Raw genomic sequence first — 24,817 nt, forward strand, 5'->3', positions numbered from 1 at the left:
TACGTGTCGTGGCGGGCCGTTACGCGGTGCGACGACCCGCCACGACATCGCGTCGACATCCGTCGTTCATTCACTCGCGGCGAGGGCGGTGCCGGCGGCTACAATTCCGGCGCCACCGCCGCCACCCCGGCCGGCGGCGCGACCTGCGGTGACAGGCAGAACACGGGGAGGTAGCGGGATGGAAGGAGCGGGCTGGGCGGGCCTGCTGACCGCGATACACGACGCACTGTTCGCGTGCGACCGGGAGACACGGTTCGCGCTGGCCGGCACGGATCGGCGACTCTGGCTCACCGTGCGTGCCGACACCGTGACGGCGGAGATCCCGGCATACGACCCGGCGATGCTGACCGAACTGGGCTGGCGTGCCCCCCGGGTCGGCCAGGGCGTGTGGTCCTATGAGGCGCCGCGCACGGTCGAGCACGTCGACTGGCTGTGCCGGTTCGCGGTGTACGGCGCAAGCCTGCTGATCACCTCGGACCCGGGCACGCTGTCGTTCCACGAGTCGGATCCGGAGGCCGACCCCGCACCGGCACCGGCGCTGACGGTCGTGCCGGACCCGGCGCCCACGGTCGCTCGTGTGCCGGAACCGAGATCCGCACCGGTTCTCCCGCCGGAGCCGAGACCCGCGCCGGCGCTCACGGTCGTGCCGGAGCCGGAACCCACGGCCCCGCTCGCGATCGTGCCGGAGTGGCAGCCGGAGCCGGAGTGGGAGTGGGAGTCCGAAGCGGAGGCGACGGCCGCGCTGCCGGTGGCGCAGCCCGTACCCCCGGCGCCGTTGACCGTGGTGCCGGAACCGGATGCCGCGCCGCGGACGCCGGAGGAGACGCTGGCCGCGTTGCGCGCGGTGCTCACCGGCGCGGTCGCGGAGCGCGATCTGACCGGTTACGTCCGCGCGCTGCGGAGCGCGGTCGTCTCGATGCCGCTGCTGGACGACCCGTCGCCGGAGACCGGCGTCCGGCCGGCCGTGGTGCGCGGCGCGGACAACGCGATCTTCCTACCGATCTTCACGTCGCCGGACGGGCTGGCCGAGTTCGCCGGCACCGGCGTCCCGTTCCTCGCCCTGTCCTTCGGCGACCTGCTCGACGACTGGCCGGAGCCGGACTGGGGCGTGATCGTCGACCCGCGGACCGAGTGGACGCTCACGCTGACCGCGGACACGCTGGCCGGGCTGCGCGTCGCCACGTTCCCCACCGCCGCCGCCGGCTGATCGGGGCGTCCCCGCGGACGCCCCGATCACTCAGGAGACGCCGTCGAACGTCTCCTGGGCGCGGGTGAACCGGTAGGTCGCCCAGTGCATGCGCACCACCGTGCCGTGCGCGTCGCGGGTCAGCCGCAGCAGCTCGCCGGTCTCCCGGCCGGAGACCGTGCGCAGCACGTCCGGCCGGTCCGGCAGCGGCGCGAACACGGCCGGCGGCCGGTCGGCCGGCGACTCCGGGAAGCGCGCCTGCAACGTGCCGCCGTGCCAGGAGAACACGTGCTGGAAACCCTCGGCGAACCACGGACCGAGCACCGAGCGGTACGCGTCCGGAACCGGCGTGCCGGGACGCCACGGCACGATGTCCGCCGGGTCCGACTCCACCGCCGCGCTCAGCAGCGCGTGCGACAGCTCGTTGGTCACGTCCGCGGTCCCGGACGAGCCGAGCACCGCCACACCCATCGCGCCGGGCGTGCCCGGGCCGCCGCGCCGGCCGTACACGCTGGCCAGGAAACCGGGCATGGCGCCGTCGTGGCCGACGTGCACGATCCGCGGACCGGCCTGGAAGAGGATCAGGCCGAGCCCGAACGCGCGCGTCCAGACCGTCTCGTCGGACGGCGTGACGGGCCAGCGCATCTCGTCCAGCGTGGCCGCGGCCAGCACCCGGCCGGCCGGGTCGAGCGCGGCCGGATCGGCCAGGAACGCGGCCCAGCGGGCCATGTCGGACGCGGTGCTCCACAGTTGCGCGGCCGGTCCGGCCGCGCGCATGTCGAACCGCGGCTCCGGCCGGGCGGTGTCCGAGTACGCGTCCACCAGGTAGCCGACCGCGGCCTGCTCCGGCGGGTCGACCGTGGTGGCGTGCAGGCGCAGCGGGCGCAGCAGCCGGTCGTGCAGCACCTCGGCCCAGGTGCCGCCGCGCAGCCGGGCCACGGCCTGGCCGAGCAGCGCCAGGCCCAGATTGGAGTAGTGGAAGCGGCGGCCAGCCGGCAGCACCCGCTCGGCCTTGGCCAGCTCCGCCAGCAGCGCGTCGGTCTCCGGCGTGACCAGCGTGTCCCACACGTCGCCCCACGGCTCGCGCTGCAGGCCGGAGGTGTGCGACAGCAGCCGGCGGACGGTCAGCTCACCGTGCGCGGGCACGTCCAGGTGCCGGTCCAGCGGATCGTCCAGGTCCAGCAGGCCGTCGTCGCGGGCCTGAAGCACCAGCACCGCGGTCAGCGTCTTGGTGACCGAGCCGATCCGGAACCGGGTGTCGTCGTCCAGCGGGCGGCCGGTGCCGGAGGTGCCGACCGCGGCGGTCCACAGCGGACGATCGGCGCGGTGCAGCGCGACCTGGAGCCCGGGGATGCGGCCGTCGGCCTGCGCCGCCTGCACGTGGCGGAGCAGCGAGGTCACGCCATCCCGCCGAGCGGGTGGCCGCCGAGCACGTGCGCGTGGACGTGGAACACGGTCTGCCCGGCGTCGGGCCCGGTGTTGAACAGCGTCCGGTAGCCGGACCCGGTCAGGCCCTCGGCCTCGGCCACCGCGGCGGCCGTGGCCAGCACTTCGGCGGCCAGGCCGGGGGCGCCGGCCGCCAGCGCGGCCACGTTCGGGTGGTGCGCCCTCGGCACCACCAGCACGTGCACCGGCGCCTTCGGGTCGATGTCGCGGAAGGCCAGCGTGGTCTCCGTCTCGTGAACCACGTCGGCCGGGATCTCCCCGGCCACGATCTTGCAGAAGAGACAGTCAGCGCTCATCCGGGAAATCTTATGGTGCCGGTCAGGTCAGACCGAGGCGATCCAGCCAGCCGCTCTTCGGCGGGCGGACGGTCACCTCGCCGAACCAGACCGTCGCGCGCACCTCGAGCACCGGCGAGCCCGGCGGCACCCCGCCGCGCAGCTTCGACGTCTTCCCGCCGAACACGGCGGCCGGCCCGGTCAGCCGCACGTCGACGCCCTCCGGCACGTAGATCGTCACGCCGCCGAAGATCGCGGTCGCCTCGATCACCGAGTACGGCCGGGTCAGGTGCGCGTCCTGCAGCTCGATCTTGACGTCGCCGAAGTAGGCCGCGGCGGTCATCCGCTCCGGCACCGGGAACGCGCCGCGCCGGACGTCGCTGCCGAAGATCGCCGACAGCCTCTCCGCGGCCGGGACGACCTCGCCGTGCAGCGGTGCGGGCGCCCGCTGCGGCCGGGGTGCGATCTCCTGACCGGTGGGCAGGTCGACGGTGAGCCCGGCCAGGTCGCCCCGGGTCTTCGCCGCGTACGCGGCGGCGGCGCGCTCCGAGTACTCGTCCAGGGTCAGGCGGCCGTCGCTGGTGGCCTGACCGAGGATCTCCACCACCGCCGCACGTTCCGCGTCGGAAACGCGCAACCGATGCTCATCCACGACGCACAGCGTAGTGGCGGCATGCAGCCCGCGGAACTGACAGGATCGGGACGGGCGACCATCACGACGCGAGGGCGGTGCGGGGCATGTCGGGCGACGCGGAACGGGAGGAGGCCGTCGAGCGCGCACTGGCGCGACTCGGCGTCGAGGACAAGGTGCGGCTGCTGTCCGGTCAGGACTTCTGGACGCTCCCCGCGCTGCCGCAGATCGGCCTGGCCTCGCTGGTGATGTCCGACGGCCCGGTCGGCGTGCGTGGCACCGGCTGGGCGCCGGACGACCCGTCCGTCGCGCTGCCCAGCCCGACCGCGCTGGCCGCCACCTGGGACGTCGCGCTGGCCCGGACCGCCGGCCGGATGCTCGGCCAGGAGTGCCGCCGCAAGGGCGTGCACGTGCTGCTGGCGCCGACCGTCAACCTGCACCGGTCGCCGCTCGGCGGGCGGCACTTCGAGTGCTTCTCGGAGGACCCGTTCCTGACCGGTGAGATCGGCGCGGGGTACGTGACGGGCGTACAAGAACAGGGCGTCGGCACCACGGTCAAGCACTTCGTCGGCAACGACTCGGAGACGGACCGGATGACCGTGGACGTCCGCGCCGGCGAGCGCACGCTGCGCGAGCTGTACCTGGCGCCGTTCGCCCGGATCACGGCCGCCGGAGCGTGGGGCGCGATGGCGGCGTACAACACGGTCAACGGGCTGACCATGACCGAACACGGGCCGCTGCAGAACGACGTGCTCAAGCGCGAGTGGGACTGGGACGGCGTGATCGTCTCCGACTGGACCGCGGCGCGCAGCACCGTGCCGAGCGCGCTCGGCGGGCTGGACGTGGTGATGCCCGCGGTCGGCGACCCGTGGGGGCCGGCGCTGCTCGCGGCGGTGCGCTCCGGCGAGGTGCCGGAGAAGGTCCTGGACGACAAGGTACGCCGGGTGCTGCGCCTGGCGGCCCGGGTCGGCGCGCTGGACGGCGCGGTCACCGTGCCGCCGCTGCCGCCGCCTCGGCTCGACGGTTCCGAGGTCGCGCGGGAGATCGCGACCCGGTCGTTCGTGCTGGCCCGGAACGAGCAGGACCTGCTGCCGCTGGACGCCGGGTCGCTGCGGACGGTCGCGCTGCTCGGCGCGCTCGCCGCGGACGCGCGCGTGCTCGGCGGCGGCAGCGCACAGGTCTTCCCGCCGCACGTGATCTCCCCGCGCGACGGCCTCACCGCGGCGCTGCCCGCGGTCGTGTTCGCGCCCGGCGCCGATCCACGGCCGCACCTGCCCGCCGCGGTCGGCGGGTACACCGCCACGCTGCGCTCCGCCGGCTTCCGGGTGCTGTACGCGACGCCGCTGCCGTACGCGACGGTCCGCTGGATGGGCAGCCTGCCGTCCGGCGTCGACCCGGGCGAGCTGTCCACGGTGGAGATCTCCGGCCGGATCACCCCGGCGGTGTCCGGCGTGCACGAGCTGTCGATCATCGGGTTCGGGCAGTTCGTGCTCCGGATCGCCGGCGACGTGATCTTCGAGGGCGAGATCTACGCGGACGACGCCGACCCGGACACGGTCTTCCACGAGCCGGTCGAGCGCCGCTTCCCGGTACCGCTGACGCTCGGCGATCCGGTCGACGTCTCGCTGACGCTGGAGGTGCGGCCGGCGTCCGCCGGCTTCGTCAACGTCAGCCTGGGGTACGCCGCACCCGGCCCCTCCGCCGACGACCTGCTCGATCAGGCCGTCGCCGTCGCCCGGGACGCGGACGTCGCCGTGGTCGTGGTCGGCACCACCGAGGAGGTCGAGTCCGAGGGCTTCGACCGCACCACGCTCGCGCTCCCCGGCCGCCAGGACGAGCTGGTCTTCCGGGTCGCCGCCGCCAACCCGCGTACCGTCGTGGTGGTCAACGCCGGCTCGCCGGTGCTGATGCCCTGGGCCGAGGAGGTGCCGTCGATCCTGCTCACCTGGTTCCCCGGCCAGGAGGCGGGCGCCGCGCTCGCCGACGTCCTGCTCGGCCGCGCCGAACCCGGCGGCCGGCTGCCCACCACCTGGCCGCGCCGCGACGAGGACGCGCTGCCCACCACGCCGGTCGACGGGGTGCTCTCCTACGACGAGGGCGTCTTCATCGGCTACCGGGCCTGGCAGCGCGGCACCGCCACGCCGCTGTTCCCGTTCGGCCACGGCCTGGGCTACACCACCTGGTCGTACGAGTCACTCACGATCGAGCCGGACCCGGCTCACGCCGGCACCGCGGTGGTCCGGCTGCGCAACACCGGCGCCCGCCCGGGCCGCGAGGTGGTCCAGATCTACGCCGGCGCCGTGGTCGGCACCACGATCGACCGTCCGCTGCGCTGGCTGGCCGGCTTCGCCCCGGTCACCGCCGCCCCCGGCGAGACCGTCGAGGCCCGCATCCCGCTCCCGGAGCGTGCGTTCCAGATCTGGGACGACGGCTGGCAGGCGGTCCCGGGCACGTACCGCATCGAGGCCGCAAGATCCGTCGAGGACCGTCCCCTGAGCACGGAGATCCGCATCTGACCGGTCGGCTTCGCCTCGACCGCCAGTCGAGCGGGACACCTGTGCATCCCAATTTCGATCAGCTGGGCCTTGGGCCGAGAGGGCTGATGTCGAGCGAACCATCGCCGACGACCTCGGCATCGCATGACCGAGTCATACCTGCTGGACACGCACATCGTGCTCTGGTGGCTGGCCGGCGACCCGCCCCGTCCGGCGCGATCCGTTCGACCAGATGCTGTGTGGCGCGGGCACGCGTCGAAGGGCTGACGATGATCAGTCGTGATCCGCGGGCCGCACGTAACGACCTACCGCTGACCCAGGCCTGACGCCATCCGGCAGGATGGCCGGATGGCCTTGATCAAACATGCGACCGCCAGCGTCTTCCTGTTCGCGCGACTCGACGGCGGGTGGCGGATCGGCCTGATCCGCCACCCGCGTTTCGCCCGCTGGATGCTGCCCGGCGGCCACGTCGAAGCACACGAGAATCCGGCCGAGGCCGCGCTCCGCGAGGTCCGCGAGGAGACCGGGCTGACGGCCACGCTGATGCTGCCGTACGCGAACGTCGTGCCGGACTACCCGGCGGCCGCGAATGTGCCGATCCCGGTCTGGATCACCGAGCAGATCGTCCCGCCGGAGTCCCGGCTGCCGTCCGACCACGTGCACGTCGATCACCTCTACCTGGCGGTGGCCGAGCGGGCCATTACGGCGGACAACCCGGAGCTTCCCTTCCGCTGGTGCGCCCCCGACGACCTGCCCGCCCTCGACATGTTCCCGGACACCCGCAACGGCGCGAAGCTGGTGCTCCCTCTTCTCGACGGGCTCACGGCACTCTCTGCCGGTACGGCGTGACGCCGTACCGGCACGCGCGGCGGCGCTACCGGACCGTGGGAGCCGGTCGGCCGGCGGCGGGACCCGATGCCACCTCGAAGTCGTAGAAGGCGTTGTAGTCGCTCCACGTGCCGTCGGCACGGACCGCGAAGACCACCAGGGTGTGGTGGCCGGTCCTCTCCGGCGACCAGGTGATGGTGGCGCGGCCGCCGGAACCGGCCGGGACCACGGTCAGGCCGTTCTCCCAGTCGTCGAAGACGTAGTGGTACTCGGCCGTGTCCGTCCAGCCCGGAGGTGGGGAGAACGTGAAGGAGCCGGGCACGCCCACTCCCCCCACGGGTAGTGCGCTGCTGTTGTCGTAGACATCGGAACGGACACCGGGCTCCGGGGCGAAGGAGTAGCTCCAATAGCCCGGCATGGACACGAAGCCGTCGGCTCCGATACCGCGGAACGTGATCTGCTCGCCGTACGCATCGGAGGCGACCAGGCTGTAGCGGGCCGTGCCGGTCGCGTCCGCATCGATGGTCTCGACGGCGTTCTGACCTCGCTCGACCTGGTACCTCACGACGTTCGTAGCGCCGCGGGCCGGGGTGATCTTGAGCTGGACCGGCTGATTCCACTCCGGCGTGCCGCTCTCCAGGGTCACGTCCGGGACGGAGTACGGGATGTTCACGTCGTACCTGGTGGACGCGGAGACGTTGCCGGCCCGGTCGACCGACCGGACGTAGAACGACATCGCGCTGTACGTGTAAGGGTTGATGGAGACCGTGGCGAGGCCGCCGGGCCTGTCCGCCCGCACCCGCTGCGGCGCGTCGAGCGGGTCGGTGCACTCGAGCTGCCCGTACTGAGTGGGCCGGCTCTCCCGCAAGCACGGCCAGGTGTCGTTCGAGTCGAACCAGCCGTACTGGAAGCCGGCGATGTCGGAGTCGCCGTGGCCGTCGAGCACGAAGACCGGCTTCACGCCGGCCGGGCCCGGAGCACCTCCCGGCGGGAAGTTGGGCGACGTGACCGTCGGCGCCGACGGCTTGACGCCGTCGTGGGTGAAGTAGCACGTGTCCGACCAGGCCGAGGTCTCGGTCCCGTCGATCGCCCGCGCCTGCCACCCGTAGGTCTCGTCGTGCACGAGATCGCCGCTCGGCACGGTGACCGTGGCGACCCGGCCGGAGTCCCGCTCGGTCCGGTCCGGGTAGGTCCTCCGGGTGTCCGGGCTGCCCACCGGCCAGACCGCGAACTCGGCCGTGAGGTCCTCCCCCTCGTCGGCGTCGAGCAGCCGGGCTTGCAGGGAGGCTGCGCCCATCACCGGGTACGGCGTGGTCTTGACGCACGACCGGCCGGTGGTGAAGAGGTTGCCGCTGTCGACGGCCGGCACGGTGTTGTACGACAGGCTCAGGGAGACGTTCCGGGAACGGCTGAGCCGCCGGCCGTACGCCGGGTCGGCCTCGTGCACATCAGCGACCCGCAACACGAAGGACACGTGCCGCTCCCCGGCGGCCTTGGCCTCGGCGATCGTGGCGCTGACGTCGAAGCCGAGCCGCGCGCCGGGGCAGTACTCCGGCGTCCGGACCTCGTCCAGCTTCGCCAGCTCGGCGGGCGCCTGATCCCAGGTCGGCAGCTCCGAGAACGGCTCGGTGCGCCAGATCTCGACGGATCGCTTGGTGCAGTCGGCCGCGCTCCACTCCTCGACGAGAACCGTCCCGCCGGTGACCAGACTGTCGTCGTAGCGGGAGAGATCGAACGTCGCGTAGACGCGGGACGTGTGAGTCACCCCGGCGTCGTCCTGCCACGTGCCCAGGGGCAGGTGAGCCTGTTGGTTGCTGGGGAACGCCACGCCGGGTTCGGCCGCGTCGGTCCAGCCGGTCACCACCCGCGGCGCCGAGCCGGAATGCCAGTCGGCCAAGGCGGTGCCGGGCATTCCCAACACCACGCCGAGGCCCGCGGCGCACGCCGCAGCCCATGTTCTCTTCACTGAAGCTCCCCTCCTGACCGATGCGATCTCGCCCGGCCGGAAGATGAGTCAACAATCCGGTGTGGAGAGTGAGCAAGGCCTTTATCGCGATGCCCACGGAGCGTTCACGTGCGCCGGAGCAGGTAGAGGTGAGAATCGACGCCGGCGACGGGGCCGGTGTAGGTACGGGTGAAGCCGGCGCGTTCGAGGGTGCGCCAGGAGGCGACGTTGGCGGTGAACGGGGCGGCGACGATGGCCTCGAGGTGCGGGTCCTGATCGAGCGTGCGGAGCGCGAGCTGGCGGATCGCGGTGGAGGCCAGGCCGCGGCCGGTCAGAGCCGGGTCGCCGATCAGGTAGTCGAGGCCGGCGGCGGGGACGGCGAACGCGCCGGTGGCGAGGAGCGCGTCGGCCCAGTCGGGGTGTTCGGCGATGAGGTAGCGCTGGATCAGGCCGGCCGGGCGGCCCGCGGTCTCGATGATGAAGGCCTCGGTGGGCTCGCGGCCGGCGATCCGGTCTGCGTAGCGGCGGCGGACCGCGGCCGGTTCGGTGGGTGCCTCCCACCAGCGGGCCACGTGCGGCTCGGCGAACCACGCGACGACCGTGTCCAGGTCGTCCGTGGCGAGCGGGCGGAGCGTGACGTCGGGCACGACGGTCACCAGCGGCCGAGGCGGGTGGAGAGCACGGACAGCGCGGCCACGCCGGCGGTGGAGGTTCTCAACACCAGATCACCCAGGCGTACGGGACGGGCGCCGGCCTCGGTGAACGCGTCGACCTCGGCGGGCGTGATGCCGCCCTCCGGGCCGACGATCAGGATGATCTCGCCGGCGGGCGGCAGCGGCACGTGGGTGAGGCGATCGGTGGCCTCCTCGTGCAGCACGAACGCGGCGGCCTCGCCGCGCAGGCGCTCGGCCACGCGAGCAGTGCTGAGCGCGGCCGGTGCGACCGTGGGCAACCAGGCGCGGCGGGCCTGTTTGGCGGCCTCGCGCGCGGTGGCGGCCCACTTGTCGCGGGCCTTGGCGCCGCGGTCGCCCTTCCAGACCGTGATGGAGCGGCCGGCGGACCACGGGACGATCTCGTCGACGCCGGTCTCGGTCATCGCCTGCACGGCCAGCTCGCCACGGTCGCCCTTGGGCAGGCCCTGGACGACGACGAGCCGCGGGTCGGGGCTCTCCACGTACCCCCGGGACGTGATCGTGATGGTGAGCCTGCCCTTGGCGGCGGCGGTCACGACGGCGAGTGCGGTGCCGCCCTGACCGTCGGCGAGAATCAGCTCCTCGCCGGCGGTCAGGCGCTGCACGTCGGCCGCGTGATGCCCCTCGGGCCCGTCCAGGGTCCACCGGTCGGCCGCGGGCAGCGACTCGACCAGGAACAGCGGCGCGGACACCCGCTAGTGCCCGTTGAAGGCGTCGCGCATGCGGGAGAAGAAACCGCCCTGCTTGGAGAGCTCGGCGACGTCCTCACCGCGGGTCTTGGCGAACTCGCGGAGCATGCGCTCCTGGTCGGAGGTCAGCTTGGTGGGGGTGCGCACGTCCAGGTGGACGAAGAGGTCGCCGCGGCCCTGGCCGCGCAGGCGGGGGACGCCCTTGCCGCGGATCCGCATGGTGGCGCCCGGCTGGGTGCCGGACTTGACGTCGATCTGCTCCTCGCTGTCCAGCGTCTTGATGGTCAGCCGGGTGCCGAGCGCGGCCGAGGTCATCGGCACGGTGACCCGGCAGTGCAGGTCGTCGCCGCGGCGGGAGTAGACGTCGTGCGGGCGCTCGTGGATCTCGACGTAGAGGTCGCCGGCGGTGCCGCCGCCGGGGCCGACCTCGCCCTGCTGGGCGAGGCGGATGCGCATGCCGTCCTCGACACCGGCCGGGATCTTGACGGTCAGCGACCGGCGGGTCCGGACGCGGCCCTCGCCGGCGCAGGTCGGGCACGGGCTCGGGATGACCGTGCCGTGGCCCTGGCACACCGTGCACGGGCGGGACGACACGACCTGGCCGAGGAACGTGCGCTGCACGGACTGCACCTCGCCGCGGCCCTGGCAGGTCTCGCAGGTGGCCAGGTGGGTGCCGGCCGCGGTGCCGGCGCCGGAGCAGGTGGTGCAGATGACCGCGGTGTCGACCGTGATCGGCGCCTCGACGCCGAACGCGGTCTCCTGCAGGTCGAGCTCGAGGCGGAGGATCGCGTCGGCGCCCGGACGGGTACGCGGTCGCGGGCCCCGGGTCGCGCCCGCGGCCTGGCCGAAGAACGCGTCCATGATGTCCTGGAACCCGACGAACGGTCCCGCGCCGCCGGGGCCGCCGGGGCCGCCCCCGCCGCCCGGGGCGAGCGGGTCGCCGCCGAGGTCGACCATCTGACGCTTCTGGTCGTCCGAGAGCACCTCGTACGCCGCGTTGATGTCCTTGAACTTCTCGTGCGCCTCGGGATCCGGATTCACGTCCGGGTGGTATTGGCGGGCCAGCTTGCGATAGGCCCGCTTGATGTCGTCGTCGGTCGCGTCCCGGCTCACGCCGAGGATCCCGTAGTAGTCCCTGGCCACTGCGTTCGGTGTCCCCATGTCTGTCTGGATCAGGAATGCCGGCGGTTAGTTCTGTGCCAGCAGTTCACTCACGTAGCGTGCCACGGCTCGCACCGTCGCGATGTTGCCGGGGTAGTCCATCCGGGTCGGGCCGAGCACGCCCAACCCGCCCACGATCGTGCTGTGCGGGCCGTACCCGGTGCTGACCACCGCCGCGGACCGCAGGTTGTCGACCTGGGTCTCGTCGCCGATCATCACTCGGGTGGTGGTCGGCTCGACCTCCCCGAACAGCTTGAGCAGGATCAGATCCTCCTCCAGCGCCTCGAGGATGGGCCGCAGCGAACCGTGGAAGTCCAGGATGCCACCCCGGGTCAGGTTCGCGGTGCCCGCCAGGACAACCCGCTCCTCGCGTCGCTCGACCAGCGTCTCCAGCAGCACGGACGAGAGCACCGCCATGGTCGACCGCTGCTCCGGCCGGATCTCGTCGATCAGCGCCTCGACCAGCATCGGCGTGTCCACCAGACGCTTGCCGCAGAGCTTCTCGTTGATCCGGCTGCGCAGGTCGAGCACCAGGTCCGCGGAGGTCGGTGCGGGCAGCTCCACCAGGCGCTGCTCGACCCGGCCGGTGTCGGCGATCATGACGAGCATCAGCCGGGTGGTGGAGACCTGCACCAGCTCCAGATGGCGCACGGACGACCGCGCCAGGCTGGGGTATTGCACGACCGCGACCTGGCGGGTCAGCTGAGCCAGAAGCCGGACAGTGCGATGCACCACATCGTCGAGGTCGACGGCGCCGACCAGGAACTTCTCGATGGCACGCCGCTCGGCCGGGCTGAGCGGCTTCACCCGGGAGAGCCGGTCCACGAAGAGCCGGTAGCCACGGTCCGTGGGGACGCGGCCGGCGCTCGTGTGCGGCTGCCGGATGTAGCCCTCCTCCTCGAGCACCGCCATGTCGTTGCGCACGGTGGCCGGGGAGACCCCGAGGTTGTGCCGCTCGACCAGGGACTTGCTGCCGACCGGCTCCTGCGTCGCGACGTAGTCCTCGACTATCGCGCGCAGAACGGCGAGCTTGCGATCGTCCAATGGCATCGCCAACCTACCTTCCCGCCGGTCAGAGATCCTCTCGCCGATGCTGCCGTACTTCTGTTACCGCTGCCGTACCGCTGGCACTCGACTGTAGCGAGTGCCAGTCTACGACGCACGTCCACGAGAAGCGATGATCAGTTTGGCCCACATATGCGATATTTCTGATATATCGGTTAATGGGATAGGCACGCCGGAGGCGGGAGCTGGCTTGGTTTGATCGGTCCCTCTACCGTGGCGGGCATGACCGAACCGCCTCGTCCGCCTGGCGAGGGCCACCCGGGTCACAACGACCCGACCGCCCCCATGCCGCCGTCGTACAGCACGCCGCCGACGCCGGACGGCTCCTACCCACCGCCCACCAGCGGCGCGGGCGCCTATCCCCCGCCGCCGACCAGCGGTGCCGGCGCATACCCGCCGCCGCCCACCAGCGGCGCGGGCGCCTATCCCCCGCCGCCCACCAGCGGCGCGGGCGCCTATCCCCCGCCGCCCACCAGCGGTGCCGGCGCATACCCGCCGCCCGGTGGCCAGCCCCCGCCGCCCGGCGGCTACGGCACGCCCCCCGGCGGCTACGGCCCGCCGCCCGGCGGTGGCTACGGACAGCCGGGACCGCAGTTCGGCGGGCCCGGTTACCCCGGCGGTAAGGCGAACTACGCCAACGACGACAAGACCTGGGTGCTCCTGTCCCACATCGGCGGCGTCCTCTTCGGCTTCCTCGCCCCGCTGATCGTGCTGCTGGTCAAGGGCAACGAGTCGCAGGTCGTCCGCGCGCACGCGGTCGAGGCGCTGAACTTCCAGATCACCTGGGGCATCGCCGCGGTCGTCTCGGTGGTGCTGACCGCCTGCTCGTTCGGCTTCCTGTTCTTCCTGCCCTTCATCGTCTGGCTGGTCGTGCTGATCTTCGGCATCATGGCGACCATCAAGGTCAACGACGGGGAGTGGTACACGTACCCGATGACCTGGCGTGTCGTGAAGTAGGGCGTGTCGTGAAGTAGGGCGTGTCGTGAAGTAGACAGCCCCGCGACCTGCCGGCCCGGTCAGGTCAGCAGGTCGCGGACCACGCCGTCGGCGAGCAGCCGGCCGTCCCGCGTGAGCACCACCCGGCCCGCGTCGTAGGCGCCCGGCTCCAGCAGCCCGCGGGCCAGCGCGCCCTTCGCACCGGCACGCCCGGCCTCGTCCAGCGTGGCCAACGGCAGGCCCTCGGCCAGCCGGACGCGCAGCATCACGTCCTCCATGTGCCGGTCGGCCTCGGTCAGCAGTTCCCGGGCGAGCGCGGGCGTCTCGCCGGCGGCCAGGCGCTTCGCGTACGCCGCGGGGTGCTTGACGTTCCACCAGCGGACGCCGCCGACGTGGCTGTGCGCGCCCGGCCCGAGCCCCCACCAGTCGCCGCCGGTCCAGTAGAGCAGGTTGTGCCGGCAGCGGGCCTCGGGCGTGGCGGCCCAGTTGCTCACCTCGTACCAGTGCAGGCCCGCGGCGGTCAGCGCCCGGTCCGCGGCCAGGTAGCGGTCCGCGGCCACGTCGTCGTCCGGGTACGGCAGCTCGCCGCGGCGCATGCGGGCGGCGAGCCGGGTGCCGTCCTCGACGATCAGGGCGTACGCGCTCACGTGGTCGACCCCGGCCGCGATCACCGCGTCCAGCGAGCGGGCGAAGTCGTCCGCGGTCTCCCCCGGCGTACCGTAGATCAGATCCAGGTTGACGTGCGCGAAACCGGCTTCCCGTGCCTCGATTGCGGCGGCCGGCGCGCGGCCCGCGGAGTGCTGGCGCTCCAGGATCCGGAGCACGCCCGGCGCGGTGGACTGCATGCCGAGCGAGACGCGGGTGAAGCCACCGCGGCGCAGCGCCCTCAGGTACCCCAGGTCGACCGACTCGGGGTTCGCCTCCGTGGTGACCTCGGCGTCCGGCGCGAGGCCCCAGGTGTCGTCGATCGCCTCCAGGATGCGCACGAGGTCGTCCGCCGGCAGCAGCGTCGGCGTCCCACCCCCCACGAACACCGTGTCCACTTTTTCCGGTTTTTTCGTCATAACGCGTGACGCCAGGCGCAGTTCGGCCAGCACGGTCTCCGCGTACTCGTCCCGGCTCGCACCGCCACCCAGCTCGGTCGCGGTGTACGTGTTGAAGTCGCAGTACCCGCACCGGCTCGCGCAGAACGGCACGTGCACGTAGACGCCGAAGCCACGCCGGCCGGAGGCCTCGAGCGCGGCCGGGGGCAACGCGCCGTCGATCGGTACGGCCTCGCCGTCGGGAAGTTCGCCTGGCACTCTCGATCTCCTGCGTCCGGTTCGTCGGGCGTGCCCGAGCACCCCCGTCCACTAGTGTGCCCGCATGACGTCCGCGCTCCTGCGGGTGGCGGCCGGCGGCGGGGTGGCGACCCTCACGCTGGACAGCCCGCACAACCGCAACGCCCTGTCCACGTCGCTGATCAACGAGCTGTCCGAGGCGCTGGCCGCGGCCGAGGCCGACCCGTCCGTCCGGGTGATCGTGCTGTCCCACACCGGCCCGGTCTTCTGCGCCGGCGCCGACCTGAAGGAGACCCAGGCCGCGTTCGACGGCGACGGCACGCTCCCGGTGGTGCCACTGGCCGACCTGCTGGCCGCGCTGTGGGAGTCGCCGAAGCCGATCGTGGCCCGGGTCGGCGGCCCGGCCCGCGCGGGCGGCATCGGCCTGATCGCGGCCGCGGACATCGTGGTCTGCGCGACGGCGGCCACGTTCGCGTTCAGCGAGGTCCGGCTGGGCGTGATCCCGGCGGTGATCTCCGTGCCGGTGCGCCGCCGGATCACCGCGCGCGCCGCCACCGAGCTGTTCCTGACCGGTGACGTGTTCGACGCGGCCCGCGCCGTGGAGATCGGCCTCGTCACCCGGGTCACCGACGATCTGGACGAAACGGTGCGCGGTTACTGCGAGTCCCTGGTGAAGGGCGCACCGGCCGCGCTCGCCGGCGCCCGTGGGCTGCTCCAGGACGTGACCGTGCGTGACGAGCTGGCCCGGATGGCCGACGCGTCCGACCACTACTTCAGGTCCCCGGAGGGCCAGGAGGGCATCCGGGCATTCCGGGAAAAACGCGCACCCGGCTGGATCCCGCGACCGCCCCAGTAAGCTTGGCGTACTCGACCTGGGGGTGACGATTGCGGATACGGGGAGTTGCCGCCGTCTGTACGGCACTGGCTCTGGTCGCGGCGCTCGGCGCGCTGGCCGCCCGGCACGACTGGGGCGACACCCTCCCCAAGGTCCCGCTCGTCCTCGCCCGCGCGTGCGCCGTCACCGCGGACGGCCAGGTGAACCTGGACGCGCATCAGATGGCGAACGCGGCCACCATCGCCGCGGTCGGCATCCGGCAGAAGATGCCGGAGTACGCGGTGATCGTGGCGCTCGCCACCGCGTTCCAGGAGTCGAAGCTGGAGAACCTAACCGGCGGTGACCGCGACTCGGTCGGCCTGTTCCAGCAGCGGCCGAGCCAGGGCTGGGGCACGCCGGAGGAGATCCTCGACCCGCGGTACGCGTCCGCGAAGTTCTACGGCGCGCTCAAGAAGGTGAAGGGCTGGGAGGACATGCGCGTCACGGACGCGGCCCAGCAGGTGCAGCGCAGCGCATACCCGGAGGCGTACGAGAAGTGGGCCGAGGAGTCCGAGGTGCTCACGAAGGCACTGCTCGGCAAGGCCACCGGCGCGGTCTCCTGCACGGTCAGCGGTGAACCGGAGGTGCGCGGCGCCGCGGCCGCGTCCGGCCTGGCCGACGGCATCAACGCGGACTGGGGCACGCTCCGGTCCGCCACCGCGGAGCCGGACGGCCTCACCGTGGACGTCCAGGACGACCGGGACGGCTGGCGCTACGCACACTGGCTCGTGTCGCACGCCACCGACCACGGCGTGGAACGCGTGCTCTTCGGCGGCCTGGAGTGGGAGGCGGAGGACGGCACCTGGTCGCCGATCGCCGGTGTCCCGGCCGCGGGCACCAATCAGGTGGTCGCCAAGGTGTTCCGTTGAAAGACATCACCTACACGGTGTGGGATATGACAGTGAAAAGCCCGGCCGCGTGATGCGGCCGGGCTTTCGGGACCCCGGAGAGGTCAGTAGCGGCTGACGCTGCGGCGACCGGCGAAACCGGTGACCAGCGCCACACCGACGGCGGCGAGAACGACCTGGGTGGCCAGCTCGCGCCAGTCCCAGCCGGCCGTGTCCGCGAAGCCCAGGGCCCGGGCGACAACCGTGCCGAGCAGCGCGGCCGCGACGCCGATGACCAGCGTGAGCCACAGCGGGATGTTCTGCCGGCCGGGCACGACCAGGCGGCCCAGCGCGCCGATGATGAGGCCGACGATGAGAGCGGTGATGATGCCGGTGATGGTCATTGCGACTCCTTCTCCAACCGGGGGGTTATCTCTCGATGCCACGTTGTCTTGTGTGATCGATGGATTCCCGGAGTGCGGAGAAGCCAAACCGCCTAACCCATTAACAATTTTTGGGCGTCGGCGAGCGCACGGTCCATCGTCGTGAACGCCATGACCGGAGGCGCCGCGATCGGGAACCAGGTCATCTCCGCCGACTCCTCCGGGTCGAGCGTGATCGACGCGCCGGGCGCCAGCGACGCCAGATAGACGCAGTCCAGCACGAGCAGCGTCTCGTCCTGGTAGTCGTAGGTTCCCGGATACATGCCGACCAGGTCGCCGAGCACGATCTCCACGCCGAGCTCCTCACGCGCCTCCCGGACCGCGGCGTCGGCCGGGTGCTCCGCGCCGTCGCAGAAGCCGCCGGGCAGCTCCCACCGCCCGGCCTGCGGCTCCCGCGCCCGCAGCAGCCCCAGGAAGCGATCACCGTCCGGGCTCACGATGATCAGCCCGGATGTCGGGCGCGCGTTCACGAACACGTGGTACCCGCAGGCGGCGCAGACGGACGGCGGTGCGGACGGCAGCGCCGTACCGCACCGCGAGCAGTGAACCGTCACTTCTTGGGTGCCTTGCCGCCCGCGTCGCCGCTGTCGGAGGTGTTCAGCGCCGCGATGAAGGCCTCCTGCGGCACCTCGACCCGGCCCACCATCTTCATCCGCTTCTTGCCTTCCTTCTGCTTCTCCAGCAGCTTCCGCTTCCGGGAGATGTCACCGCCGTAGCACTTGGCCAGCACGTCCTTGCGGATCGCGCGGATCGTCTCGCGGGCGATGATCCGGGAGCCGATCGCGGCCTGGATCGGCACCTCGAACTGCTGCCGCGGGATCAGCTTCTGCAGCTTGGAGGCGATCGTGACGCCGTAGTTGTACGCCTTGTCCTTGTGCACGATGGCGCTGAACGCGTCCACCGGGTCGCCGTGCAGCAGGATGTCCACCTTCACCAGGTCGGACTCCTGCTCGCCGGACGGTTCGTAGTCCAGCGACGCGTACCCCTTGGTCCGGCTCTTCAGCTGGTCGAAGAAGTCGTAGATGATCTCGGCGAGCGGAAGGGTGTAGCGGAGCTCGACGCGCTCGCTGGACAGGTAATCCATGCCCTTGAGCTGGCCCCGGCGGCCCTGGCAGAGCTCCATCACCGCGCCCACGTAGTCGTTCGGCGCGAGGATCGTGGCGCGCACGGTCGGCTCCCAGATGGAGGCGATCTTGCCGGCCGGGAACTCGCTCGGGTTCGTGACCGTGACCTCGTCGCCGCCCTCGATCTGCACGCGATAGACCACGTTCGGCGCGGTGGAGATCAGGTCGAGGCCGAACTCGCGCTCCAGCCGCTCCTGGATGATCTCCAGGTGCAGCAGGCCGAGGAAGCCGCAGCGGAAGCCGAAGCCGAGCGCCGCGGACGACTCCGGCTCGTAGACCAGCGCCGCGTCGTTCAGCTTCAGCTTGTCCAGCGCGTCGCGCAGCGCCGGGTAGTCCGAGCCGTCGATCGGGTAGAGCCCGGAGTAGACCATCGGCCGCGGGTCCTTGTAGCCGCCGAGCGCCTCGGTGGCCGGCTTCGCGTTGATCGTGACGGTGTCGCCGACCCGGGACTGCCGCACGTCCTTCACGCCGGTGATCAGGTAGCCGACCTCGCCGACGCCGAGCGCGTTGCCCTTCTGCATCTCCGGCGAGATGACGCCGATCTCCAGCAGCTCGTGCACCGCGCCGGTGGACATCATCTTGATCCGGTCGCGCGCCTCGATCTTGCCGTCCACCACCCGGACGTAGGTGACCACGCCGCGGTAGATGTCGTACACCGAGTCGAAGATCATGGCGCGGGCCGGCGCGTCCGCCTCGCCCTTCGGCGCGGGCAGCTGCCGGACCACCTCGTCGAGCAGGTGCGCCACGCCCATGCCGGTCTTGCCGGAGACCTTCAGGCAGTCCTCCGGCTCGCAGCCGATCAGGTGGGCCAGCTCCTCCGCGTACTTCTCCGGCTGTGCGGCCGGCAGGTCGATCTTGTTCAGCACCGGGATGATCTGAAGGTCGTTCTCCATCGCCAGGTACAGGTTCGCCAGCGTCTGCGCCTCGATCCCCTGCGCCGCGTCGACCAGCAGGATCGCGCCCTCGCAGGCGGCCAGGCTGCGCGACACCTCGTAGGTGAAGTCCACGTGGCCCGGCGTGTCGATCATGTTGAGCACCGCGGTCTCGCCGGCGCGCTCGCCCTCGCGCACGGTCCACGGCATCCGTACCGCCTGGGATTTGATCGTGATGCCGCGCTCGCGCTCGATGTCCATCCGGTCGAGGTACTGCGCCCGCATCTGCCGCGCGTCCACCACGTCGGTGAGCTGCAGCATCCGGTCGGCCAGCGTCGACTTGCCGTGGTCGATGTGGGCGATGATGCAGAAGTTCCGGATGGCGCCGGGATCGGTCGCGCCGGGGTCACGCATGGGTGGCACGTTCGTCCGTTCTTGTCGTCGAGGCCGCTTGGTTCATCGCTCCGAGCCGCCGGATCGCCGAATCGCTCAGAGCCACTGGATCGCACACCATGGTCCCATGCCGCGACGCGGCAGTTCAAAACCCATGAACATCCGAGGGTACGCCCGGGAACTCCCCCGCCTCGATCGCTTCGCGGCCCGGTGCCATCACGCGCTTCGCGCGCTGCCGTAGTCCGGGTGCGCCGTTTTCCGCCGCCGGAGGGCAGGATGGGGCGATGGGTGTGATCTCGCTGCCTGAGGTGCCGTACGGCGCTACCGCTCTGCGGCCGTCCTGGGCGGATCTTCCCGAGGAACTGCGCACCGCGATCGGCGCCCGGCTGGGCTCGCCGGTGACCTGGGCGACCACCGCCGGCGGCGGCTTCACCCGGGGCTTCGCCGGCGTGCTGGACACCGTGTCCGGGCAGCGGTTCTTCGTGAAGGCGGCGTCGCTGGCGCACGAGCGGCACCTCGCGGACTGGCAGTACCGGGAGGTCGCGATCACCGGAGCGCTGCCCGAGACGGTCCCGGCCGCGCGGCCCCGCTGGTCACTGACCGCCGCCGGCTGCTACGCGACCTGCCTGGACGCGGTGGACGGCGCCGTACCCCGGCTGCCCTGGTCACCGGCCGAGCTGACCGCCGCGCTGGACGCCTGGGCCACGGCCGCGGCCGCGCTCGCCACACCACCGGCCGAACTGCTCGCGATGGACCTGCCACCGCTGCCGCACCTGCTGCGCACCGAGCTGTCCTGGTGGACCGAGATCGCCGCAGGCCGGGAACCCACGCCCGTGCTGCCCCCGTTCGCGGCCGACCGGCTGGACGAGCTGGCCGCGCTGGAACGGCTGGCCCCGGACCACTGCGCCGGCGACGGCGTGATCCACGGTGACCTGCGGCTGGACAACATCATGATCGACCGCACCGGCCGCGCGTGGATCTGCGACTGGACCTGGTGCTGCCGCGGCGCCCCGTTCTTCGACACCGCGACGCTGCTGGTCACCGCGCACGCCAGCGGACTGGACGCGAACCGGCTCTTCGCCGCCCACCCGACCGGCCGCGACGTGCCCGCCCAGGCACTGGACGCGGTGCTCGCCGCGCTCGCCGGTTACTGGCTGACCAGGGCCGAGTCCGGGCCGAGCAGCGCCTCACCGTATATTCGTGGGCACCAGCGGTGGAGCGGCGAGATGGCGCTGCACTGGCTGGCCACCCGACGAGGGTGGCCGGCTCCCTGATCAGACGGCCGTTTTGGCCGGCGACGTACAGGGCTGGTACTCTGGTCTTTCGCGTGCTGCGGCACCATGTTGCCTGCGCTCGCACCAGCTTGAAACACCTTTCATCGTCAGTAATCGCAATTTCGTAAGGACGTGGCTGTCGCGTGGCGAACATCAAGTCCCAGATCAAGCGCAACCGGCAGAACGAGAAGCGCCGGCTGCGGAACAAGTCGGTCAAGTCGTCGCTGAAGACGGCCATCCGCAAGTTCCACACCGCTGCTGAGGCCGGCGACTCCGCCGCCGCGACCACGCTCCTGCGGGACGCCAGCAAGCAGCTCGACCAGGCCGTGAGCAAGGGCGTGATCCACAAGAACCAGGCCGCGAACCGCAAGTCGGCCATCGCGAAGCGCCTGCACTCGCTCTCCAGCGCCGCCTGATTCACCGCACGTCGCGTACGGGTATCGCGCCGGCCTCCGCACGAGGCCGCGCGGTGCCCGTACGTGCGTTTGACCCCCCATCATGATCACAACGCCGCTGGATCTGGCCTCCGCCGCGGACCTCGCCGCCGACATCATGTCGGCCGCGTTCGGCCTCACGCCCGCCGAGGAACTCCAGCGCCGCGACATCTTCGCCGAACACGCCCGCCACCCCGGCCTGATCGCCCGCGGCGCGTTCGACGGCTCTCGCCTGGTCGGCTTCTGCTACGGCTTTCCCGCCGGCGACCGCAGCTGGTGGGAACGCCAGGTTCACCCCCGCCTCGCCGCCGTCGGCGCCGCCTCCTGGCTCGCCTCCGACACGCTCGAACTCACCGAACTGCACGTCCACCCGGACCACCAGGGCCACGGCCTCGGCCGCACCCTGATAACCGAGGTCTGCGACGCCAGCCCGGCCACCCGCGTGCTGCTCAGTGTCCGCGTCCAGAGCACCGCCGCCCGCCACCTCTACAGCACGCTCGGCTTCACCGAGCTCACCACGCCCTTCCTCTTCGGCGGCGTACCACCCCACTACCTCCTGATGGGTGCCCCCCAGCCGTTGCGCCGCTGACCGGCCCACCCGGCCCACACCATTGGCCACCCGGCCACCCACCGCGCCACCAGCCCTGCCGCGCCACTTTCCGCACATCAGGCCCCCGCCGCGCCAGGCTCCCCGCGGGTCCCGACCCACCGCCTCGCCGAACCGGACGTGCGCGGCGCCCGGCCGCGCCGAGCGGGCTACGGATCACCGTCGTCCCGGCACCCTCGACATCGTCCCGGCACCCTCGACATCGTCCCGGCACCCTCGACATCGTCCCGGCACCCTCGACATCGTCGGCAACAGGCGGAGCCCGTCGCCCTGGCCCGGTTTCGTCCGATAAAGGTGGTTGGGTACCTCGCCGGAAGAGGTCGCGGTTCTCGGCTACTCGTAGCGGTGGTCGGCCGAGCGGCGGGCGCGCTGTTGCGGCGTGTCCGCGTGACGTCCCCGGTCGGAACGCTGGTCGATCCGCAGGTCACCGCCGAGCGAGCCGTTTCCGCCGGCCATCCGCCGGCCGTGACCAGCCGCGGGCGGAGGCTGTCGATCGGCGCCTCCCGGGAGCTGGCGCTGACCGGCGTCTCCGGGGCCCTGACGATCCCCGGGCTCGCCGGAACGTTGCGAGAACCGATCGGGGAAGTGATGCGTGCCGCCGTCTGCGGAACGCCGGGCGGACGGCGCACCGCCGGCCCTCGACCCGCCACCACCGGGTTGCACCGGCCCGCCGAACGGTAACCGGTACGACTCGTTCGACCGTCGGCCGCTCGGCACGCCGGAACGCCGGCCGAGGTTCGCGGGCTCGTCCCCGCCGTCCGCCCGCCGCGCCACGTCTCCCTGCCGGTGCGACCTGTTCTGCCGGTGCGTCTCGCGATGCCGGTGCGACTCGGCCTGCCAGTCCGGCTCGTTCTGCCGCACCTGATGTCCCTGCCGACCCGGCTCGCCATACCGGTCCGGCTCACTGTGCCGGTCCCGCTCACTGTGCCGGTCCTGCTCACCGCGCCGGTCGCGATCACCAAGCGGATCCCACTCACCACGCCGATCGTGGTCACCAAGCCGGTCGCGGTCACCAAGCCGGTCGCGGTCACCAAGCCGGTCCGGCTCGCCACACCGAATCGAATTGCCAGGCACGCTCTGGCCCAGCCAGTCCAGCTCCGCCCGCCGATCCGCATCATCCGGGCGGACCTGGCCCCGCCGGGCATCGCCGCCGTACCGATACGAGTCGCCCGGCCCGCCGCGCTCCTGATACCCGGACGGCTCGCCTCGCCGGCTGCTCTGCCGGATCGGATTGGCCTGCCAGTCGGTGCCGGACGACCGATCCGAGCCGGCGTACCCGGTGCCGGCCGGCGTATCGGCACACCGCTCACCACGGCCCGCCACGGAGTCCCCCGCCCAGGAGCGGCCGGCTCCCAAGCCGGCTGCGGAGCCTGCCGCCCACAGATCATCCGTGCGGGATCCGCCGGCTTCGGGGTGGGCGGCGTCGAGTTCACCGGGTGCGGCATCCGCCGCCCACCGCCGGCCGCTTCCGAAACCGCCGCTCTCGGCCGTTCCGTGCCCGGCCACCGCGCCGGCGATTTCGTCGTGATCGTTGCGGTTCCCGTAAACGGTTCCCGGCCGGCTCGCCCCGGACACCGGCGTCGCGTCGTCGGCGGCCGGCCGCGCGTCGGCCTTCTGCCCGGCGAACCGGGGTCCGGCCGCGCCGCGAGCGCCCACACCACCCGTCGTCCGGGTGCGCGGCGCGGCATCGCTCCGCACACCGGACAAGCCATGGGCACCGGCGGCGCCCCGAACATCGGCCGCACCCCGCGCGACGGCGATGCCGTAGATCTCGCGATCGTCGTGCGCGGCGGCCATCCCCGCAGTCACCGCCGGACGCGCCGCCGAAAAGGCGCCGGTCACCGGACGATCGCCCGCGGTAGCGCCGGATGCTTCCGCCGGGTGCCAGCCGGCCGCGGACCGGGCAGTGGACGAGGGTGCTCCCGCCGAGAACGCGGCAGCAGACGGGAGCTGGTCGCCGGCCTCGGGCAACGACTGGCCGGCTGAGATTCCGGCGGCGGACAACGAACGGCCGGCCGAGGAACCAGCGGCGGACGGGTGCTGGGCCGGGGCTGTTGCGGTGGCGGTGCGGCGGCGTTCGGCGAGGGTGCGGCGGACGGTGGCACCGGCGGAGGTGCGGGACGGGTTTCGGGCGGACCGGGAGCCGACCGCGGCGACGACGTCGTTGAGCTTGACCATGACGGCGACCGACGCGGGCAGGACCAGGACGCCCCACCAAGTGACCAGCTCGGCCAGGGCGAGCAGGATGCCGAGGCCGAGCGCGCCCTCGAAGTACACGAAGCAGAGCAGGCCGCCGGGGGTGACGTGCCGGAGGCGGAGGATCCGGGCGTAGAGCGGGCGAGCCGTCATCGGCCGCCACCACGGCGTGCGGTCGCCACCGCGACCACGGCCCGTTCGAGCGCGTAGCCGCGGTCCTCGGCGCCGCCCTTGACGGCCGCGTTGCAGTCCGCGGCCGCGCGCATGGCGTCGACCAGGCCCTCTGGACTCCAGCCGCGGGACTGCTTCTGGGCGCGCTCGATCTTCCAGGCGGGCATGCCGAGGCTACTGGCCAGCTGGTACGCGTTGCCCCGGCCGGCGCCGGCGACGCGTGCGACGGTGCGCACGCCGTCCGCCAGCGCGTCCGCTATCGGCACCGGGTCCACGCCGACGTGCAACGCCCAGCGCAGCGCCTCCAGCGCGCCGGGCACGTCGCCGACGATCGCGGCGTCCGCGACCGTGAAGCCGCTGACCTCGGCGCGGCCCTTGTAGTAGCGGGCGACCGTCTCCGCGGTGATCCGGCCGTCGGTGTCCGCCATCAGCTGCGAGCAGGCCGCGGCGAGCTCGCGCAGATCGTTGCCGACCGCGTCGAGCAGGACGGTGGCCGCGTCCTCGCCGCACGAACCGCCGAGCCGGCGGATCTCGTCGCGGACGAACGCGACGCGCTCCCGGGCACCCTTCATCTTGGGCACGGCGACGACCGTGGCACCGGCCGACTTGAGCCCGTCCGCCAGCGCCTTGCCCTTGGCACCGCCGAGGTGGCCGACGATCAGGTTGACCTCGGGGTCCGGGTCCTTCGCGTACGCCAGCAGTGTGGTGATCATGTCTTTGCGCGCGTCCTGCCCGGAGCGGAGCACGAGCACGCGCCGGCCACCGAACAGCGACGGGCTGAGCATCTCCGCGACCTCGCCCGGCACCAGCGCGCCGCCCTCGTACTCCCGCACGTCGGCCCCGGGGTCCACGGCCCGCGCGGCCTGGACGGCCGCCGCGATCGCGCGGGCCGACAGGAGCTCCTCGTCACCCAGGACGAGCGTCAACGCAGGGGGGTTCGCGGCAGTCACGCCGGACATCGTCGCACGCGGGC

At 72.4% G+C, this 24,817-nt stretch carries 23 protein-coding genes and 1 pseudogene; 9 read left to right on the top strand and 15 right to left on the bottom strand.

Translation table 11 applies throughout. The features are described from left to right. The first annotated feature begins 178 nt into the window (after positions 1–178). Positions 179–1,207, top strand: coding sequence for an SseB family protein (locus J2S42_RS14520; RefSeq protein WP_307239470.1), 1,029 nt, complete (start codon positions 179–181; stop codon positions 1,205–1,207). Between the two features lie 30 nt (positions 1,208–1,237). Here the strand turns inward: J2S42_RS14520 and J2S42_RS14525 are convergent, their stop codons facing one another. From J2S42_RS14525 to J2S42_RS14535, 3 genes are read right to left on the bottom strand one after another with little or no spacing between them, the layout of a single operon-like run. Further along, a complete protein-coding gene (locus J2S42_RS14525) occupies positions 1,238–2,587 on the bottom strand; it encodes a serine hydrolase domain-containing protein (protein ID WP_307239472.1) in 1,350 nt (449 codons plus the stop codon). Next, the gene (locus tag J2S42_RS14530; RefSeq protein ID WP_307239475.1) at positions 2,584–2,928 is read right to left on the bottom strand and encodes an HIT domain-containing protein; all 345 of its coding nucleotides are present in this window, start codon (positions 2,926–2,928) and stop codon (positions 2,584–2,586) included. The genes J2S42_RS14525 and J2S42_RS14530 overlap by 4 nt, the downstream gene beginning before the upstream one ends. A 22-nt stretch (positions 2,929–2,950) precedes the next feature. After that, complete coding sequence (locus J2S42_RS14535) at positions 2,951–3,559, bottom strand: DUF1707 SHOCT-like domain-containing protein (RefSeq protein WP_307239477.1); 609 nt, start codon at positions 3,557–3,559, stop codon at positions 2,951–2,953. A gap of 86 nt (positions 3,560–3,645) precedes the next feature. Here J2S42_RS14535 and J2S42_RS14540 point away from each other — a divergent pair, with 86 nt between their 5' ends. Next, entirely contained in the window at positions 3,646–6,054 is a 2,409-nt protein-coding gene (locus J2S42_RS14540; protein WP_307239479.1) for a beta-glucosidase family protein, read from the top strand. 327 nt (positions 6,055–6,381) lie between these two features. Next, positions 6,382–6,882, top strand: coding sequence for an NUDIX hydrolase (locus tag J2S42_RS14545; protein WP_307239481.1), 501 nt, complete (start codon positions 6,382–6,384; stop codon positions 6,880–6,882). A gap of 25 nt (positions 6,883–6,907) precedes the next feature. Here J2S42_RS14545 and J2S42_RS14550 read toward each other — a convergent pair whose 3' ends face one another. From J2S42_RS14550 to hrcA, 5 genes are all read right to left on the bottom strand, one after another. Continuing rightward, positions 6,908–8,773, bottom strand: a complete 1,866-nt coding sequence (locus J2S42_RS14550) for a hypothetical protein (RefSeq protein ID WP_307239483.1) — start codon at positions 8,771–8,773, stop codon at positions 6,908–6,910. A 158-nt stretch (positions 8,774–8,931) separates the two neighbouring features. After that, positions 8,932–9,453: a GNAT family N-acetyltransferase gene (locus tag J2S42_RS14555; protein ID WP_307239485.1), complete on the bottom strand. Its 522-nt coding sequence runs from the start codon at positions 9,451–9,453 to the stop codon at positions 8,932–8,934. Between the two features lie 5 nt (positions 9,454–9,458). After that, entirely contained in the window at positions 9,459–10,190 is a 732-nt protein-coding gene (locus tag J2S42_RS14560; RefSeq protein WP_307239486.1) for a 16S rRNA (uracil(1498)-N(3))-methyltransferase, read from the bottom strand. Between the two features lie 3 nt (positions 10,191–10,193). Beyond that, positions 10,194–11,330, bottom strand: a complete 1,137-nt coding sequence (dnaJ, locus tag J2S42_RS14565; protein WP_307248761.1) for a molecular chaperone DnaJ — start codon at positions 11,328–11,330, stop codon at positions 10,194–10,196. Between the two features lie 45 nt (positions 11,331–11,375). Continuing rightward, on the bottom strand, positions 11,376–12,398 hold the full coding sequence (hrcA, locus tag J2S42_RS14570; protein ID WP_307239488.1) for a heat-inducible transcriptional repressor HrcA: 1,023 nt from the start codon (positions 12,396–12,398) through the stop codon (positions 11,376–11,378). Between the two features lie 237 nt (positions 12,399–12,635). Here hrcA and J2S42_RS14575 point away from each other — a divergent pair, with 237 nt between their 5' ends. Continuing rightward, on the top strand, positions 12,636–13,370 hold the full coding sequence (locus tag J2S42_RS14575) for a DUF4870 domain-containing protein (RefSeq protein ID WP_307239490.1): 735 nt from the start codon (positions 12,636–12,638) through the stop codon (positions 13,368–13,370). Positions 13,371–13,429: 59 nt separating this feature from the next. Here J2S42_RS14575 and hemW read toward each other — a convergent pair whose 3' ends face one another. Next, positions 13,430–14,650 (bottom strand): radical SAM family heme chaperone HemW, encoded by a 1,221-nt coding sequence (gene hemW, locus J2S42_RS14580; protein WP_307239492.1) that lies wholly within the window; start codon positions 14,648–14,650, stop codon positions 13,430–13,432. A gap of 64 nt (positions 14,651–14,714) precedes the next feature. On the opposite strand from hemW, the gene J2S42_RS14585 reads away from it, so the two are divergent. Both J2S42_RS14585 and J2S42_RS14590 read left to right on the top strand, forming a co-directional pair. Then, positions 14,715–15,485 (top strand): enoyl-CoA hydratase-related protein, encoded by a 771-nt coding sequence (locus J2S42_RS14585; protein WP_307239493.1) that lies wholly within the window; start codon positions 14,715–14,717, stop codon positions 15,483–15,485. A 29-nt stretch (positions 15,486–15,514) separates the two neighbouring features. After that, positions 15,515–16,372 (top strand): hypothetical protein, encoded by an 858-nt coding sequence (locus tag J2S42_RS14590; protein WP_370879184.1) that lies wholly within the window; start codon positions 15,515–15,517, stop codon positions 16,370–16,372. Positions 16,373–16,455: 83 nt separating this feature from the next. On the opposite strand, the gene J2S42_RS14595 is transcribed toward J2S42_RS14590, so the two are convergent. The 3 genes from J2S42_RS14595 to lepA all read right to left on the bottom strand — a co-directional run bounded on the left by J2S42_RS14595 (position 16,456) and on the right by lepA (position 19,183). Beyond that, entirely contained in the window at positions 16,456–16,734 is a 279-nt protein-coding gene (locus J2S42_RS14595; protein ID WP_307239495.1) for a GlsB/YeaQ/YmgE family stress response membrane protein, read from the bottom strand. 92 nt (positions 16,735–16,826) lie between these two features. Next, entirely contained in the window at positions 16,827–17,243 is a 417-nt protein-coding gene (locus J2S42_RS14600; RefSeq protein WP_307239497.1) for an NUDIX hydrolase, read from the bottom strand. Between the two features lie 80 nt (positions 17,244–17,323). Next, positions 17,324–19,183: a translation elongation factor 4 gene (gene lepA, locus J2S42_RS14605; protein ID WP_307239498.1), complete on the bottom strand. Its 1,860-nt coding sequence runs from the start codon at positions 19,181–19,183 to the stop codon at positions 17,324–17,326. Between the two features lie 263 nt (positions 19,184–19,446). Between lepA and J2S42_RS14610 the strand changes: the two genes are divergently transcribed. The 3 genes from J2S42_RS14610 to J2S42_RS14620 all read left to right on the top strand — a co-directional run bounded on the left by J2S42_RS14610 (position 19,447) and on the right by J2S42_RS14620 (position 21,459). Further along, positions 19,447–20,436, top strand: a complete 990-nt coding sequence (locus J2S42_RS14610) for a phosphotransferase (RefSeq protein ID WP_307239500.1) — start codon at positions 19,447–19,449, stop codon at positions 20,434–20,436. 143 nt (positions 20,437–20,579) lie between these two features. Further along, the gene (gene rpsT, locus J2S42_RS14615) at positions 20,580–20,852 is read left to right on the top strand and encodes a 30S ribosomal protein S20 (RefSeq protein WP_307239502.1); all 273 of its coding nucleotides are present in this window, start codon (positions 20,580–20,582) and stop codon (positions 20,850–20,852) included. Between the two features lie 82 nt (positions 20,853–20,934). Then, the gene (locus J2S42_RS14620) at positions 20,935–21,459 is read left to right on the top strand and encodes a GNAT family N-acetyltransferase (protein WP_307239504.1); all 525 of its coding nucleotides are present in this window, start codon (positions 20,935–20,937) and stop codon (positions 21,457–21,459) included. Positions 21,460–21,810: 351 nt separating this feature from the next. On the opposite strand, the gene J2S42_RS14625 is transcribed toward J2S42_RS14620, so the two are convergent. The 3 genes and pseudogenes from J2S42_RS14625 to holA all read right to left on the bottom strand — a co-directional run bounded on the left by J2S42_RS14625 (position 21,811) and on the right by holA (position 24,803). Beyond that, on the bottom strand, positions 21,811–23,319 hold the full coding sequence (locus tag J2S42_RS14625; protein WP_307249324.1) for a hypothetical protein: 1,509 nt from the start codon (positions 23,317–23,319) through the stop codon (positions 21,811–21,813). 288 nt (positions 23,320–23,607) lie between these two features. Then, positions 23,608–23,826: pseudogene (locus tag J2S42_RS14630) on the bottom strand (hypothetical protein); the annotation flags it as partial. After that, positions 23,823–24,803: a DNA polymerase III subunit delta gene (holA, locus tag J2S42_RS14635; RefSeq protein WP_307239506.1), complete on the bottom strand. Its 981-nt coding sequence runs from the start codon at positions 24,801–24,803 to the stop codon at positions 23,823–23,825. The pseudogene J2S42_RS14630 and the gene holA, both read right to left, overlap by 4 nt. Positions 24,804–24,817: the final 14 nt, after the last annotated feature.

The sequence above is a fragment of the Catenuloplanes indicus genome (genome assembly GCF_030813715.1).
In the GTDB taxonomy this organism is placed as follows: Bacteria; Actinomycetota; Actinomycetes; order Mycobacteriales; family Micromonosporaceae; genus Catenuloplanes; species Catenuloplanes indicus.